Source organism: Streptomyces sp. Pv4-95 (genome assembly GCF_045782725.1).
Classification (GTDB): domain Bacteria; phylum Actinomycetota; class Actinomycetes; order Streptomycetales; family Streptomycetaceae; genus Streptomyces.
In genome coordinates this window covers 6027824-6042049 of the sequence record NZ_CP127172.1, presented here as the reverse complement: position 1 = coordinate 6042049, position 14226 = coordinate 6027824, and the positions used below count along the sequence as shown (strand labels likewise).

General features: G+C 74.0%; 10 protein-coding genes. 7 read left to right on the top strand and 3 right to left on the bottom strand.

Features of this window, described 5'->3' with window-relative positions:
* The first annotated feature begins 9 nt into the window (after positions 1-9).
* From QOM21_RS26430 to QOM21_RS26420, 3 genes are all read left to right on the top strand, one after another.
* The gene (locus QOM21_RS26430) at positions 10-633 is read left to right on the top strand and encodes a GntR family transcriptional regulator (RefSeq protein WP_393892196.1); all 624 of its coding nucleotides are present in this window, start codon (positions 10-12) and stop codon (positions 631-633) included.
* Between the two features lie 414 nt (positions 634-1047).
* Positions 1048-3732, top strand: coding sequence for a pyruvate dehydrogenase (acetyl-transferring), homodimeric type (aceE, locus tag QOM21_RS26425; protein WP_407553512.1), 2685 nt, complete (start codon positions 1048-1050; stop codon positions 3730-3732).
* 206 nt (positions 3733-3938) lie between these two features.
* Positions 3939-4961, top strand: a complete 1023-nt coding sequence (locus QOM21_RS26420) for a helix-turn-helix transcriptional regulator (RefSeq protein ID WP_407553511.1) — start codon at positions 3939-3941, stop codon at positions 4959-4961.
* 62 nt (positions 4962-5023) lie between these two features.
* On the opposite strand, the gene QOM21_RS26415 is transcribed toward QOM21_RS26420, so the two are convergent.
* Together QOM21_RS26415 and QOM21_RS26410 are read right to left on the bottom strand one after the other, a co-directional pair.
* The gene (locus QOM21_RS26415; RefSeq protein ID WP_407553510.1) at positions 5024-5977 is read right to left on the bottom strand and encodes an SDR family oxidoreductase; all 954 of its coding nucleotides are present in this window, start codon (positions 5975-5977) and stop codon (positions 5024-5026) included.
* A gap of 317 nt (positions 5978-6294) precedes the next feature.
* Positions 6295-8241: a hypothetical protein gene (locus QOM21_RS26410; RefSeq protein WP_407553509.1), complete on the bottom strand. Its 1947-nt coding sequence runs from the start codon at positions 8239-8241 to the stop codon at positions 6295-6297.
* 174 nt (positions 8242-8415) lie between these two features.
* On the opposite strand from QOM21_RS26410, the gene QOM21_RS26405 reads away from it, so the two are divergent.
* The 3 genes from QOM21_RS26405 (at position 8416) to QOM21_RS26395 (ending at position 11506) form a co-directional block, all read left to right on the top strand.
* The gene (locus QOM21_RS26405; RefSeq protein WP_407553508.1) at positions 8416-8934 is read left to right on the top strand and encodes a DUF4240 domain-containing protein; all 519 of its coding nucleotides are present in this window, start codon (positions 8416-8418) and stop codon (positions 8932-8934) included.
* Between the two features lie 95 nt (positions 8935-9029).
* Positions 9030-9938 (top strand): TIGR01777 family oxidoreductase, encoded by a 909-nt coding sequence (locus QOM21_RS26400; protein WP_407553507.1) that lies wholly within the window; start codon positions 9030-9032, stop codon positions 9936-9938.
* 251 nt (positions 9939-10189) lie between these two features.
* Positions 10190-11506, top strand: coding sequence for an FAD-dependent oxidoreductase (locus QOM21_RS26395; RefSeq protein ID WP_407553506.1), 1317 nt, complete (start codon positions 10190-10192; stop codon positions 11504-11506).
* A 57-nt stretch (positions 11507-11563) separates the two neighbouring features.
* On the opposite strand, the gene QOM21_RS26390 is transcribed toward QOM21_RS26395, so the two are convergent.
* Positions 11564-13018, bottom strand: coding sequence for a regulator (locus QOM21_RS26390; RefSeq protein ID WP_407553505.1), 1455 nt, complete (start codon positions 13016-13018; stop codon positions 11564-11566).
* A 340-nt stretch (positions 13019-13358) separates the two neighbouring features.
* On the opposite strand from QOM21_RS26390, the gene lipB reads away from it, so the two are divergent.
* Complete coding sequence (gene lipB, locus QOM21_RS26385) at positions 13359-14123, top strand: lipoyl(octanoyl) transferase LipB (protein WP_407555828.1); 765 nt, start codon at positions 13359-13361, stop codon at positions 14121-14123.
* Positions 14124-14226 lie beyond the last annotated feature (103 nt).

The following is a 14226-nucleotide window of genomic DNA, read 5'->3' as shown; positions in this document are numbered from 1 at the left end:
GAGCACGTCATGACCCCGCCCGTCATCCATTCGCTGCGCGAGCAGATCCGCGAGCACATCCTCGAGGGGATCGTCAGCGGCCGCTGGCAGCCGGGCGAGCGGATCGTGGAGCGGCGGATCGCGGTGGAGCTGGAGGTCAGCCAGACGCCCGTCCGCGAGGCGCTGCGTGAGCTGGAGTCGCTGCAGCTGATCGAGTCGGCGCCGAACAAGGGCGTACGGGTACGCAATCTGACCGCGGCCGACCTCAAGGAGAGTTACCCGGTACGGGCCGGTCTGGAGCAGGTGGCCGCGGAACTGGCCGCCGTGCGGCTTGCGCAGGACACCGCGGCGCTGGACACCGAGGTGGCGGCGCTGCGGGAGGCGGACCGGGCGGGCGACGGGGAGGCGCAGGTGCGGCACACGGTGGCCTTCCACCGGGAGATCGTGCGGGCGGCCGGTAACGCCGTGCTGCTGCACACCTGGGAGTCGCTGGGGATCGAGGTCTGGACGACGCTCTCCATCCGCTGGTTCAGCCCGGAGCCGCGTTCGCACGCCCAGGATCACCAGGAGATCGTCGATGCGTTCCGGCGGCGCGACCCGAAGATCGGCACCCTGCTCAAGACACACGTTCTGAGCTGCGCACCGAGGGTCTGAGGGGCGGCGGGAGGGCGCTCGCCGAGGTCTCCGGGGCCGCTCCCGGAGACCCGATTTCCCGTGGCACCGCGTGCCCGGAAATGCGGCACGCCGTGCCGACCTGCGGTTATTCGTCCCGAGACCGTTGATCGATCATCGATCAGAGGCGTATCGTCGTTTGCGGGGCGCGACACCCTGCCTGCCGAATTCCTGCCGAAGAACTCGTAGGGGGTGTCGTCGCAGCCCCGTCATCCGCCCTCAGGGGCGGGGGCCCGCGACATGTGGCGCGGCGCATCGCACAGGCGAGAAGGTCCTCGCCGTACCAGGCGTACGGGACGGCCGGACCGCCGCGGTGTGCCGTGCCGGGTACCGCGAGCCGGACGGGTGCTGGGACGACTCCCCCGAGCATCCCTCCCGTCCGGAAAGGGGCCACCCATGCCCGAACCCGTGCGCCTGCCGTACAGCCAGCTCGACCAGCTCCCGGACCGCGATCCCGAGGAGACGGCCGAATGGCGCGAGTCGCTCGACGCCGTCACCGAGGCAGCGGGCCCGCAGCGTGCCGCGTACCTGATGCGCCGTGCCCTGGAGCACACCGCGCGCAGCGAGGGCACCGCCCTCCCGTCCCTCCTGGAGACGGACTACGTCAACACCATCCCGACCTCCGCCGAGCCCGAGTTCCCGGGCGACGAGGCGATGGAGGCCAGGATCACCGCCTGGAACCGCTGGAACGCGGCGGCCATGGTCACCCGCGGCTCCAAGCTCGGCCTCGGCGGCCACATCGCCACCTTCGCGTCCGCCGCCTGGCTCTACGAGACCGGCTTCCAGCACTTCTTCCGCGGCAAGGAGGGCCTGGACGGCGGCGGTGACTCCGGCGACCAGCTCTACATTCAGGGCCACGCCTCCCCCGGCATCTACGCCCGCGCCTTCCTCGAAGGCCGCCTCACCGAGGACCAGCTCGACCACTTCCGCCAGGAGGCGGGCGGCGAGGGGCTGCCCTCCTACCCGCACCCGCGGCGGCTGCCCTGGATGTGGGAGTTCCCCACCGTCTCCATGGGCCTCGGCCCGCTCTCCGCGATCTACCAGGCGCGCTTCAACCGCTACCTGGAGCACCGCGGGATCAAGGACACCGCCAACTCCCACGTATGGGCGTTCCTGGGCGACGGCGAGATGGACGAGCCCGAGTCGACCGCCGCCCTGGCGCTGGCCGGCCGCGAGGGCCTGGACAACCTGACCTTCGTCATCAACTGCAACCTGCAGCGCCTGGACGGCCCGGTCCGCCCCAACTTCAAGATCGTGCAGGAGCTGGAGGCCCAGTTCCGCGCGGCCGGCTGGAACGTCGTCAAGTCGCTGTGGGGCCGGGCCTGGGACGAGGTCTTCGCGCTCGACACCGACGGCGCGCTCGTCCGGCGCCTCGCCGAGACCCCTGACGCGCAGTTCCAGACGTACGCCACGCGCGACGCCGCCTACTTGCGCGAACACTTCTTCGGCAGCGAGCCGGCCCTGGAGGCCATCGGCCGCACGCTGTCCGACGCCAAGCTGCTGGAGCTGTTCCAGACCTCCCGCGCCGGCCACGAGCCGCGCAAGGTGTACGCCGCCTACAAGGCCGCCGTCGACCACAAGGGCGGGCCGACCGTCATCCTGGCGCAGACCGTCAAGGGCTACACCCTGGGCGCGGGCTTCGAGTCCCGCAACGCCAACCACCAGATGAAGAAGCTGACCGGGCAGGAGTTCCGCGCCATGCGCGACCTCCTCGAACTGCCCATCCCGGACAGCGCCCTGGAAGGCGACCTGCCGCCGTACTGGCGCCCCGCCGAGGACTCCCCCGAGATGGTCTACCTGCGCGAGCGGCGCGCCGCGCTCGGCGGCCCGGCCCCGGCCCGCAAGGTCGTCGCCAAGCCGCTGCCGATGCCGGCGGACAAGAACTTCGACGCCCTGAAGAAGGGCTCCGGCAGCCAGGAGATCGCCACCACCATGGCGTTCGTCCGGCTGATCAAGGACCTGATGCGGGACAAGGAGACCGGCAAGCGCTGGGTCCCGATCGTCCCCGACGAGGCCCGCACCTTCGGCATGGAGTCGCTCTTCCCGACGGCGGGGCTCTACTCCCCCAAGGGCGCGAACTACGACCCCGTCGACCGCGACCAGCTGCTCTGGTACAAGGAGGCCAAGAACGGCCAGATCCTCAACGAGGGGATCACCGAGGCCGGTTCGCTCGCCGACTTCACCGCCGCGGCGACGTCCTACGCCACCCACGGCGAGCCGATGATCCCGTTCTACATCTTCTACTCGATGTTCGGCTGGCAGCGCACCGCCGACCAGTTCTGGGCGCTCGCCGACCAGCTGGGCCGCGGGTTCGTCATCGGCGCGACGGCCGGCCGGACCACGATGACCGGTGAGGGCCTCCAGCACGCCGACGGCCACTCGCATCTGATCGCTTCCACCAACCCGGCGGCGCTCTCCTACGACCCGGCCTTCGCCTACGAGGTCTCGGTGATCGTCAAGGAGGGTCTGCGCCGGATGTACGGCGAGAACGCCGAGGACGTCTTCTACTACCTGACGGTCTACAACGAGACCAAGGTCCAGCCGGCCATGCCGGAGGGCGTCGAAGAGGGCATCCTCAAGGGCCTGTACCGCTACCAGGAGGGCACCAAGCCCGCCGCCGACAGCCCGCAGCTCCAGCTGCTGGCCTCCGGTACCGCCATCCACTGGGCCCTGGAGGCGCAGCAGCTGCTGGCCGACGACTGGGGCGTGGCGGCGGACGTCTGGTCGGCGCCGTCCTGGACGGAGCTGCGCCGCGACGCGCTGGAGTGCGACGCCGCCCGGCTCGACGGCGAGGACCGCATCCCGTACGTCACCCGTGCGCTGGCCGGTGCTCCCGGACCGGTCGTCGCGGTCAGCGACTGGATGCGGGCGGTCCCGGACCAGATCGCCCCGTGGGTCGAGCAGGACTGGGTGTCCATCGGCACCGACGGGTTCGGCCTCTCCGACACCCGTGACGCGGCCCGCCGGCACTTCGGCGTGGACCCGCAGTCGGTCGTCGTGCAGGCCCTCGCGGCGCTCTCCCGCCGCGGCGAGGTCAAGCCGGAGACCGTCAAGGAGGCCAAGGAGCGCTACGGCCTGTGAGCTGTGGGCGGCCCCGGCCGACACCGGGCGCCGCCCACCACTGCTCCCGTGCGAAGACCATCCACCGCGCCCGGGGTCTTCGCACGGGAATCCCTCGGCCCTGCCCGGTCACGCCCTGGAGGCGGTGACCGGGCAGGGCCCAGCAGCCTCCACCGGCTTCCCCGCACCGGCCCGCGCCGGCCGCTGCGGCCCGGCATGATGACGCCATGCGTGCTGCCCGGCTGATCAAGATGGTGTTGCTGCTCCAGTCCCGGCCGTCGATGACGGCCGCCGAACTGGCGCGGGAGCTGGAGGTCTCCGAGCGCACGGTCGCCCGGGACGTGCTGTCCCTCTCCGAGGCCGGGGTCCCCGTCTACGCGGACCGCGGGCGGGCCGGCGGCTACCGTCTCGTCGGCGGCTACCGCACCCGCCTGACGGGTCTGGGCCGCAGTGAGGCGGAGGCGCTCTTCCTGTCCGGAGTGCCGTCCGCGCTGCGGGAGATGGGCCTCGCGGACGCCGCGTCCGCCGCCCGTCTCAAAGTCTCCGCCGCCCTCCTGCCCGAGCTGCGCGATGCCGCGTCGGGCGCCGCGCAGCGCTTCCATCTCGACGCGCCCGGCTGGTACCACGAGCCGGAGACGCCGCCGCTGCTCCCGGCCGTCGCCGACGCGGTGTGGGACGACCGCCGACTGTCCGCCCGCTATCTCCGCAAGGGCACCGAGGTGGCGCGGGAGCTGGAGCCGTACGGTCTCGTGCTCAAGGCGGGCGTCTGGTATCTGGCGGCCCGCCCACGGGACGCCGCGTCCACCGGCGGTGCGGCCGACGCGGAGGAGAAGGCGTCGGAGCAGGGCAGGGGCTTACGGGTCTACCGGGTCGACCGCTTCGCCACCGTGGACACCACCGGCGAGCGCTTCACCCGCGACGAGACCTTCGACCTGCCGGCGTTCTGGGCGGAGCGGGCGGCGCAGTTCACCCGCTCCCTCCTGCGTGCGGAGGTCGTGCTCCGGCTCTCGCGGGAGGGCGTCCGGCAACTGCCGTACGTCACCGACAGGGTGGCGGCCGGGGAAGCGGTGGACAGGGCCGACCCGCCCGACGCGGAGGGCCGGCTGACCGTCACGCTCGCCGTGGAGTCCGAGGAAGTCGCGTACGCGCAGTTGCTCGGACTCGGCCCGGAGTGCGAGGTATTCGCGCCCGCCGGGCTGCGCGAGCGGTTCGCGGTGGCCGCCCGGCGGGCCGCGGCGCTGTACTCCTGACTGCCGCGCTGCGTGGTCTCAACGACGGTGCGGCGCACACGTGTTGCGGTGCCCCGTGCCCCTCATCGGTAGTCCTCGGGGCTCGCGGCCTTCCCGCCGAAGACCACCTCTTCGAAGTACCGGAAGCAGTCGGGCCGCGAGCCGTCGGTGTCCGTGAAGTCGTAGACCTTCGCCAGCTGCCCGCTGGAGAGCGACCGGCCGCTGAAGCGCTCCTTGTCGGGGTCGGCGGCCAGCGCCGTGACCGCGCGGCCGATGAGGGCCGGGGACTCGGCGATGGCGAAGTGCCGTTCCTGCGCCACCGCGTCGCGCCAGCTCTCCTCCGTCACCCCGAAGTGGTCGAGCATCTCCTCGGACCGCAGAAAGCCGGGGGTGAGCGAGACGGCCGTGCCGCCGTGCTCCTTCAGCTCGGCCGCGAGACCGAAGGCGATGCGGTGCGGGGCGTTCTTGGTGAGGTCGAAGCAGAGGTTGCCGCGGTAGGCCCGGTTGAAGTCGGCGGTGCCGTCCGTGATCTCGACCACCAGCCCGCCCGGCCGCCTGATCAGCAGCGGCAGCGCGAAGTGGCCGGTGATGACGTGGCTGTCGATGCCGAGGCGGAACATCCGCAGGCCGTTGTCCAGATCCAGGTCCCACAGCGCGGTCTCGAACTCGATCAGCCGGTCGCCGCCCCAGAGGCTGTTGACCAGCACGTCCAGGCGCCCCTGCTCCCGGTCGATGCGCTCGGTCAGCGCCTTCACCGCGGACGGCTCCAGGTGGTCGACGGCCACCGCGATCCCGGTGCCCCCGGCCGCGGTCACCAGCTCCGCGGTCTGCTCGATGGTCTCCGAGGGCCGGCCGACCTCGCTGACCCGCTCCCGGGTCGTCCGCCCTGTCACATACACCAGCGCCCCGGCCCGGCCGAGTTCCACGGCCATCGCCCGGCCCGCGCCCCGGGTGGCGCCGGCGACCAGCGCCACCCGCCCCGTCAGATCCGCCACGACCGGCCGGTCCGCACGTCCCGTTTCCCCGTGTTCCGTCACGTCCGCCACTCCTCGCTGTCCGCTGACCCGCATCCGTACGTCCCGACCCTGGCAGCCAATCCCGACACCTTCTGTCGCCTTTTTTCGGGCTCTTGCCGACGGGCCGCGCCCGCGTGCCGTACCGGCCGTACGGAATCGGCCCAGGCCGTGTCCGCAAAGTCCCGCCGTCCGCCCGTAGGGCGGGGTCCGCGGCGTCCGGTGCGTGCGATCGCAAGGCGGAGGGTCGTCCTCGTAGTGGGTCTACGGGGCCGATCCCGACAACGCAGCGAGCGTGTGTGCCAGGCGTCGCGGGCCAGGCGGGACTTTGCGGACACGCCCTAGGGGATCGCCCGCAGGCTGCGGCCGTTGCGCAGCCTGCCCGTGACACCGGCCGGTGCGTCGTGCGCGACAGGTGCGGCGAGCGTGCCGGTGCCCGAGGCGGCCCTGACCTTGCCGGCGACGGTGATGCCGCCCACCGCCCGGCTGCCGGCGGCGAGGAGGTACCACTTCCCCGACTTCGCCCGCCAGCGGATGTCCCCGACCACGTCCGGCCCGAAGCGGCTGCACGCGGCGGTGTTCCTGGCCCGGCCGGCGACCAGCCCGGGATCCGCCGGGCGCGTGGCCGGCGGCTGGAGCTGCACGGTGACCAGGCCGGGACCGCGCCAGGTGTCGGCGCGGCTGCACACCCAGGTCGCCTCGCCGCCGCCCTCGGGGAGGCGCTGCCGGGCGAACTCCCAGTTGTTCACCGACCGCACCCCCTCGCCCCGCAGCGAGCGCAGCGAGCAGGCGGTGCGGGCCCAGCTCCGCAGGCCCTCGGGGCCGGTCGCCTCGCGCGGCGGCTGCGGCGGCGCACCGTCCGCGGGGGCGGGCAGGTAGGACAGATGGGCCGGCACCAGATCCCCCAGGTCGGTCACCAGGAAGCGGTGGTCCTCCGCGATGCGCTGCGAGGAGCGGAACTGCACCACCGGCCACCGCCCGCAGGCGGTGGCCGCCTCGGGCGGGGTGGGCACCCGGTCGGTGACGCCGTCGGGGGCGAGGTGCAGCGGGCGGGCCGGGGCGTCGGGCGCGAGCAGGTCGCGGGTCGTGGCGTCGGAGACCCAGGGGGCGATGAGGTACCGCATCCAGCCGTTGCCGCGCCCGATCACCAGCGCGGCGCCGGTGGTCACATCCGCGTCGTCGACCCGGGCGAAATGCAGCGTCGGGGTGGCCGCCTCCGGCTCGGCGTAGCGCACCAGCCGCTCGCCGTCGTGGAGGACCACCACCATCACGCCGTCGATGAGGCCCGCGAACAGCAGCCGCGGCGGCCGGGCCGGCGGCCGGGTGGACGTACCGGCGGTGGCGGTGATCCGGGCGTCGGCGGGCGGCTCCGCCCAGACCCGCAGCGCCCGTGCCAGCAGCTTGCCGTTGCCGGCCTGCCGGCCGCGGGCGGGCCAGGTGGTGAAGTCGAGCCGCGAGGTGTCGGCCCACTGGTCGTTGGGGGCGCGCAGCAGCCGCTCCGGCTCCAGCGCCTGCTGCGCGAAGGACGCGGCGCTCGCCGGCCGGCCGGCGTCCGGGGAGTTCACGCCCTCGCCCGGCACCGCCACCCCCACCACCACCGCGCCGACCACCAGCACGGCCGCCGCCAGGAGCGATGCGCGCACCCGCTGGCGGCGGCGCAGCAGGTCCGTCGGCCGGGTCTGGACCGTGCAGGGGTCGAACTCCCCGGAGTTCAGCAGGACCGCGACATCGGCTGCGGCGGCCTGGTCGAGCTGCCCGGCGGCCCGTTGCGCCGCCTCCGGGTCGGCGACCCCGGCATCCGCCAGCACGGCGCGCGCCACGTCCTCCTCCAGCCCCTCCAGGTGCCACAGCCCGAGGGCGGCGCGCACCGGCGCGGGTACGCCGGACAGCGCCTGGTCCAGGGCGAGTTCGTCGGCACCGCCGGCCTGGGGGAACAGCCGCAGTCCCCAGACGACCGGTACGGAGGGCAGCAGGCGGGCGGCGGCCCCCGGGCCCGTCCCCGGCTCGTACGCCAGGGCGAGTCGCAGGGTCCGCAGACGTACCGCGGTGTATCCGGTGCCGGGCGCCGGGCCGCGTTGCGCGGGCAGGGGACTCACGCGCCTGCGCAGCCGTGCCCGGGGAAGCACCCGGGGCAGTGCCCGCTGCACCAGGCCATGGGCGGTCAGGACGCGGGGGTGGCGGCCCATCGACGGGGGAAGCACGAGGTAGGCGAGGCGGACGAGCCGTGGGTAGTGCTCGACGATGGCCGCTTCGGCCCGTTCGACATCGGCCCGGGTACGTTCGTCCATGGGCATGGCCTGAAACAGCCCTTCACCAGGTGGGGATCTGCCGTCGTTGCACGCCTTCCAACGAGTGAATCCGAGGGCGGTCACACGACATGTCACCGGTCCGCGTCACACCTGTGTCGCAGATGGGGTACTCGGCATGCGGGGCACCACGGCAGGACCGATGCTGGAGCGGTGATGGACGAGACGGAGTTCTGGGAGCTGATCGACGGCTCCCGCCGGGCAGCCGACGGCGACCCCGAGGAGCAGGCCGACTCCTTGGTCGAGCGGCTGTCGGGGCGCGACCCGGACTCCGTCGTGGACTTCGCCCGCCACTTCGAGTCGCGCTACAACCGGGCGTACGCCTGGGAACTGTGGGCCGCGGCGGCCGTCCTCCTGGACGGCGCGAGCGATGACGCCTTCGACTACTTCCGCTGCTGGCTGATCGGGCAGGGCCGGGAGGTCTTCGAGGGCGCGCTGCACGACCCGGACCATCTCGCCGAGCTGCTGGACGACTTCGACGAGGCGGTGGACGGCGACGCCGAGGAGCTCGGCTATGCGGCCGACGAGGCGTACGAGCAGCTGACCGGCGCCGAGATGCCCGACCTGGGCCTGGCGTCACCGCCCCGCGAACCGCTCGGCAGCTACCTGGACCTGGACGACGACGAGGCTCTCGCCGAACGCTTCCCCCGGCTGTGGGAGCGGTTCCGGCAGTAGGCCGGACCGGCTCCGCGCCCGCCCGCGCTCCGCGCAGGGCGGCCGGTTGACCCCGGGTGCCACCGGCCGGGACGGGGTGCGGGCAGGATGGCCCCATGCGGATCGCGATCACCGGCTCGGCCGGCCTCATCGGCACAGCACTCGTACAGTCCCTGCGCGCGGGGGGCACCGGGGACGGGGAGTCCGGCGGACACGAGGTCGTACGCCTCGTCCGGCGGGCGCCCGCGGCCGCGGACGAGGTGCGCTGGGATCCCGCGCGGGAGGAGATCGACACGGCCGGGCTGGCCGGCTGCGACGCGGTGGTCCATCTCGCCGGGGCCGGGGTCGGCGACCGCCGCTGGACCGCCGCCTACAAGCGCGAACTCCGCGACAGCCGCATCCTGGGCACCCGGACCCTCGCCACCGCGCTCGCCTCGATGGACAACCCCCCGCGGGTCTTCGTCTGCGGCACCGCGATCGGCTACTACGGCGACACCGGCGACCGGCGTACGGACGAGAGCGCGCCGGCCGGTACGGGGTTCCTGCCCGAACTCTGCGTCGACTGGGAGAACGCCGCCGCACCGGCGCAGGAGGCGGGCATCCGTACCGTCTTCGCCCGCACCGGCCTGGTCGTGGCGCGCTCGGGCGGTGCCTGGGGCCGGCTCTTCCCCCTCTTCCGCGCCGGGCTCGGCGGGCGGCTCGGCGACGGCCGCCAGTACTGGAGCTTCCTCTCCCTCCAGGACGAGATCGCGGCGCTGCGCCATCTGATCGATACCGAGGACCTCGCCGGTCCGGTCAACCTCACCGCGCCGGAGCCGGTGACCAATCGCGAGGTCACCGAGGTCATGGGCCGCGTCCTGCACCGCCCGACGCCCTTCCCGGTGCCCGCCGCGGCCCTGCGCATCGCGCTGGGCGAGTTCGCCGGGGACGTGCTCGGCAGCCAGCGGATCATCCCCCGGCGCCTGCTGGAGTCCGGATTCTCCTTCGCGCATCCCGGGATCGCCGACGCCGTGCGCGCCGCGTGAGCCCACCCGCTCCGGTCCCGGCCACGGATCCGACGCCGCTCCGGTCCGGCCGGCGGCGAATTCGTGGCACCCCGTGCCGTCCGGCGGGCCGCCCGCACCGGGGCCTGCCCCCTACGCGCCCCGCGCGCTACCTGTCGGCCGCCCCGCGCGCCTCCCTACCGTCCTCGCACACATAAATCGGCATTCCGCCCGGCGGCACCGGGCATGAGACCCCGTGCCGCCGAGGCTGGGACCGACCTGGGGAGGGCCACGTGCTGCGCACCACCTCGACCGTGGACGTCGTCATCGTGGGAGCCGGCTCGGCCGGCCTTGCCGCCGCCCGCCATCTGACCGGGGCGGGCGTCTCCGTCACGGTGCTGGAGGCCGCGCCACACATCGGCGGCAGGTCCGCCACCGAGGAGCTCGACGGCTTCCGGCTGGACCGCAGCGGGCGGCCGCTGGCCATCGGCGCCGACGAACTGCACCGCACGCCCGGACTCGGCGATCTGCCGCTGCGTCCGTTCGCGGCGGGGCTGACGGTGCACAACGGCCAACGCGCCCAGCGCATCAGCGCGGCCCGGAGCACGAGGGGCGCACTTTCTGCCGCGCGCGCCCTCTCGCGCGCCGAGCGCCGGGCCGAACGCCGCGCGGAGCGGAGGCCGGACCGGCACACCGAACGGCACGGGGACCGGGGCACCGCCTCGGCACCCGCCGACCGTCCGGTGGGCGAGGTGCTGGCGCGCCGCCCGGCCTTCCCGCCGCGCACCCAGGACGCCTTCCTCCGGCCGCTGCTCGGCGCGTTGACCTGCGATCCGCAGCTGCGCGACTCCAGCCGGGGCGCCGCACAGGTGCTCCGGGCCTTCGCCGGGGGCCGGCTGAGCCTGCCGGCCGGCGGCGCCTCGGCCGTCCCCGAACTCCTCGCCGCCGCGCTGCCGGCCGGCACGATACGCACGTCCGTCCGGGCCACCGCCGTCTCCACCACGGGCGTCAGCACCGCCGAGCACGGCCGGATCCCCTGCCGCGCGGTGCTGGTGGCGACCGCCGCACACGACGCGGCGCAACTGCTGCCGGGGCTGCGGGTGCCCGCCTTCCACCCGGCGACGGTCCTGCACCACACGGCGGGGGCCGCGGGGGCGCGTGGCGGCCCGCACCGCGACACCGCGCTGATCCTGCCGACGGCCGGACCGGTCGCGCACACCTACGCCGCCGGCGCCATCGACCCGTCGCGCACGCCCCCCGGCCGGACGCTGATCACCACGACCGTGCTGGGTGCCGCTGCCGCGCTGCCGGCCTCCGTCCTCGACAAGACGGTGCGGCCCCAACTGGAGCGGATCTACGGGGCGATGACCGACGACTGGCAGCTGCTGACCGCCCATCACGACCCCTGGGCCGCCCCGGCGATGCCCGCGCCGCACGACCCGGAGCGGCCGGTGCGGGTGCTGGCGGGCCTCTACGTCTGCGGCGACCACCGGGACTCCAGCACGCTGCAGGGCGCCCTGCATTCGGGCCGCAGGGCCGCCCACGCGCTGCTCCAGGACTTCGGCCTGCCGACCCCGGCCGAGCCGAACTCCCTGCGCCCGGTGGCCTGATGTCCCGTACGGGCTGAGCGCCCCCGCACCCGGCGGCTTCCCGGGTGCGGGGAGGTCTCACCCCAGCGCCGCCACCCGGTCGCGGTAGCCACGCACCGCGGCCGCGTCACGGAACGGCTCCAGCCGCCGCTCGAACTCCCTGACGTACTCATGGGCGCGCACCGAGCGCATCTCGGTGGCCTGGAGCGCCGCCTCCGCGCCGAGGGTGCACGCCTGCTCCAGCTCGCCGAGACCCAGCCGGGCGGTCGCCAGGACGACCCGGCAGAACAGCCGGCTGCGGGCGAATCCCGCGGCCCGCAGCTGCAGCGACCGCTCGGCGTGCTGGCAGGCCGTGCGGTACTGCTGGAGGTCGCGGTGGCAGTGCGCCAGCTCGTCGGCGAGCTGGGCCTCGTCGAAGAACCGTGCCCAGTACGGGGTTTCGTCGCCCGGCCGGGCGGCCTCCAGGGCCCGCTCGGCCCGCGACAGCGCGGCGGTGCACGCCCGGACCTCGCTCATCAGGCCGTGGCCGCGGGCCTCCGCGGCGTGCAGCAGCGCCTGCACCACCGGCGGCGCGCTGCTGCCGATGCCCTGCTGCGCGACCCGCGCCAGCTGGACGGCCTCCCTGCCGTGTCCCAGATAGACGGCCTGCCGGCTCATCGTCACCAGGACGTAGGAGCCGTACGCCCGGTCGCCGGCCGCCTGGGCCAGCCGCAGCGCCTGGACGAAGTACCGCTGCGCCAGGCCGTGCGCGGCGATGTCGTAGGAGGTCCAGCCGGCCAGCCGGGTGAGGTCCGCGGCGGCCGCGAACAGCCGGCGGCCGGTCGCCTCGCCGTAGCTGCCGCGCAGCATCGGCTCGGCCTCGTGCTCCAGATAGCGCACCAGCGCCTGGCGGGCATGGCCGCCGCCGTAGGCGTGATCCAGCGACCGGAACAGCTCGCCGACCGAGCGCAGCGCCGCGATGTCCCCGGAGGAGACCCGGGCGCCCTGGACGCGGTCGACCCGGTCGGTCCGGCGCTGGCGCGGCACCGAGGCCCGCCCCTGGGCGGGCACCCGGCCCGGGTTCTCGGTGCCGGTGTCGCCGCGGGCGACCCGCTCGTCGGCGCGGCCGATCAGCCAGTCCCGGCTCGGCACCACGAGGCCGGCCGGGGTGAAGGCGATCTTCCGCAGTTCCGCGTGGCTGCCGGAGTCCTTGCGCCACAGGCCGCTGACGATGTCCACGGCCTCGGTGGGGGTCGCGGCGAATTCGAGCCCGGCGTACACCGGCGCACAGGCGTCCAGGCCGAGGTCCTGGGCGGACAGCCGGCGTCCCAGCCGGCGGGTGAACACCTCCGCGATCAGGGCGGGGGTGGTGCCTCTGGGCTGCTGGCCGCGCAGCCAGCGCGTCACCGAGGTCTTGTCGTAGCGCAGGTCGAGGCCGTGCTCGATACCGAGCTGATCAACCCTTCTGGCCAGCCCTGCGTTGGAGAACCCCGCCTCGGCGATGAGCGCGGCGAGCTGGCGGTTGGGTGTGTGTTGCGGGGGTCGTTCCGTCATCAGCTTTACCGGTCTCCTGCCTTCCGGGCCGGGCTGCCGGACTCGGCTGTCCCTGTCCGGCACGCTCCTCGCCCTTGTGGGACGGCGTGAATGTAACGGCCCAAGAGGCCGTTCTCCCGGCCTGTGCCCTGTGTTCATCCGATCGTGTGAGCAGGGCGCATGCGGTGCTCAGGGGCGCTCGGCACCGGCCGCCTACGGCTGCCGGAGCGGGCCGCCGTACAGTGGCCTGGGCGCGAAGTGGCATCAAATGTTGCAGCGAGTTGCAACAGAGGTTCGAAGAGGAGCTGCCGTGACTGCGATCTCTCGGGGGGAGACCCCCGCACCCGAGGGGCTGCGCTTTGTGCATCTGGGCTTCGGTGCGGACGCCGTGGAATACGAAACCGCATGGCAGGAGCAGCGCCGGGTCCACGCCGCCCGGTTCGCCGACGAGGTGCCCGACACCTGCCTGCTGCTGGAGCACCTGCCCGTCTACACCGCCGGACGGCGCACGTCGGACGACGAGCGCCCCCTGGACGGCACCCCGGTCGTCGATGTCGACCGCGGCGGGAAAATCACCTGGCACGGCCCCGGCCAGCTGGTCGGATACCCGATCCAGAAGCTGCCTCGTCCGGTTGACGTGGTCGCCCACGTCCGCCGCCTGGAGGACGCCCTGATCCGGGTCTGCGCCGACTTCGGTGTGGCGGCCTCCCGTGTCGAGGGCCGCAGCGGTGTGTGGGTGCTCGGCGACCCGGTGGAGGAGCGGGCGGCCCTGGGCGGCCTGCAGCTGGACTTCGACCCGCGGGCCGCGGACGAGCTGTTCGACCCGCGGCTGAACGGCCCGGAGTACGCGCCGTCCAACGCCGGCCAGCGCCGCGAGGACCGCAAGCTGGCCGCGATCGGCATCCGCGTCGCCAAGGGCGTCACGATGCACGGCTTCGCGCTGAACGTGAACCCGGACAACACCTCGTTCGACAAGATCGTGCCGTGCGGCATCCGGGACGCCGGCGTCGCCTCGCTCTCCGGTGAGCTGGGCCGCGAGGTCACCATCGCCGAGGTGCTGCCGGTCGTCGAGGAACACCTGCGGGACGTCCTGGAAGGCGCCGAGCTCCTTCCCCGCGCGGTCTGAGACCGCGCGCCGGGCGGGACGGCAGGAATGCTCTCCTCCCACCCGAGGTTGACCTGCACAGTCTGCACGCGTAAAGACGTGCGAATTATCGGGCGTACCCTGG

Excerpts from the sequence above, each read along its gene's own strand:
- QOM21_RS26430 (WP_393892196.1), top strand. The coding sequence starts at position 10 with ATGACCCCGCCCGTCATCCATTCGCTGCGCGAGCAGATCCGCGAGCAC.
- aceE (WP_407553512.1), top strand. The coding sequence starts at position 1,048 with ATGCCCGAACCCGTGCGCCTGCCGTACAGCCAGCTCGACCAGCTCCCG.
- QOM21_RS26420 (WP_407553511.1), top strand. The coding sequence starts at position 3,939 with ATGCGTGCTGCCCGGCTGATCAAGATGGTGTTGCTGCTCCAGTCCCGG.
- QOM21_RS26410 (WP_407553509.1), bottom strand. The coding sequence starts at position 8,241 with ATGGACGAACGTACCCGGGCCGATGTCGAACGGGCCGAAGCGGCCATC.
- QOM21_RS26405 (WP_407553508.1), top strand. The coding sequence starts at position 8,416 with ATGGACGAGACGGAGTTCTGGGAGCTGATCGACGGCTCCCGCCGGGCA.
- QOM21_RS26400 (WP_407553507.1), top strand. The coding sequence starts at position 9,030 with ATGCGGATCGCGATCACCGGCTCGGCCGGCCTCATCGGCACAGCACTC.
- QOM21_RS26390 (WP_407553505.1), bottom strand. The coding sequence starts at position 13,018 with ATGACGGAACGACCCCCGCAACACACACCCAACCGCCAGCTCGCCGCG.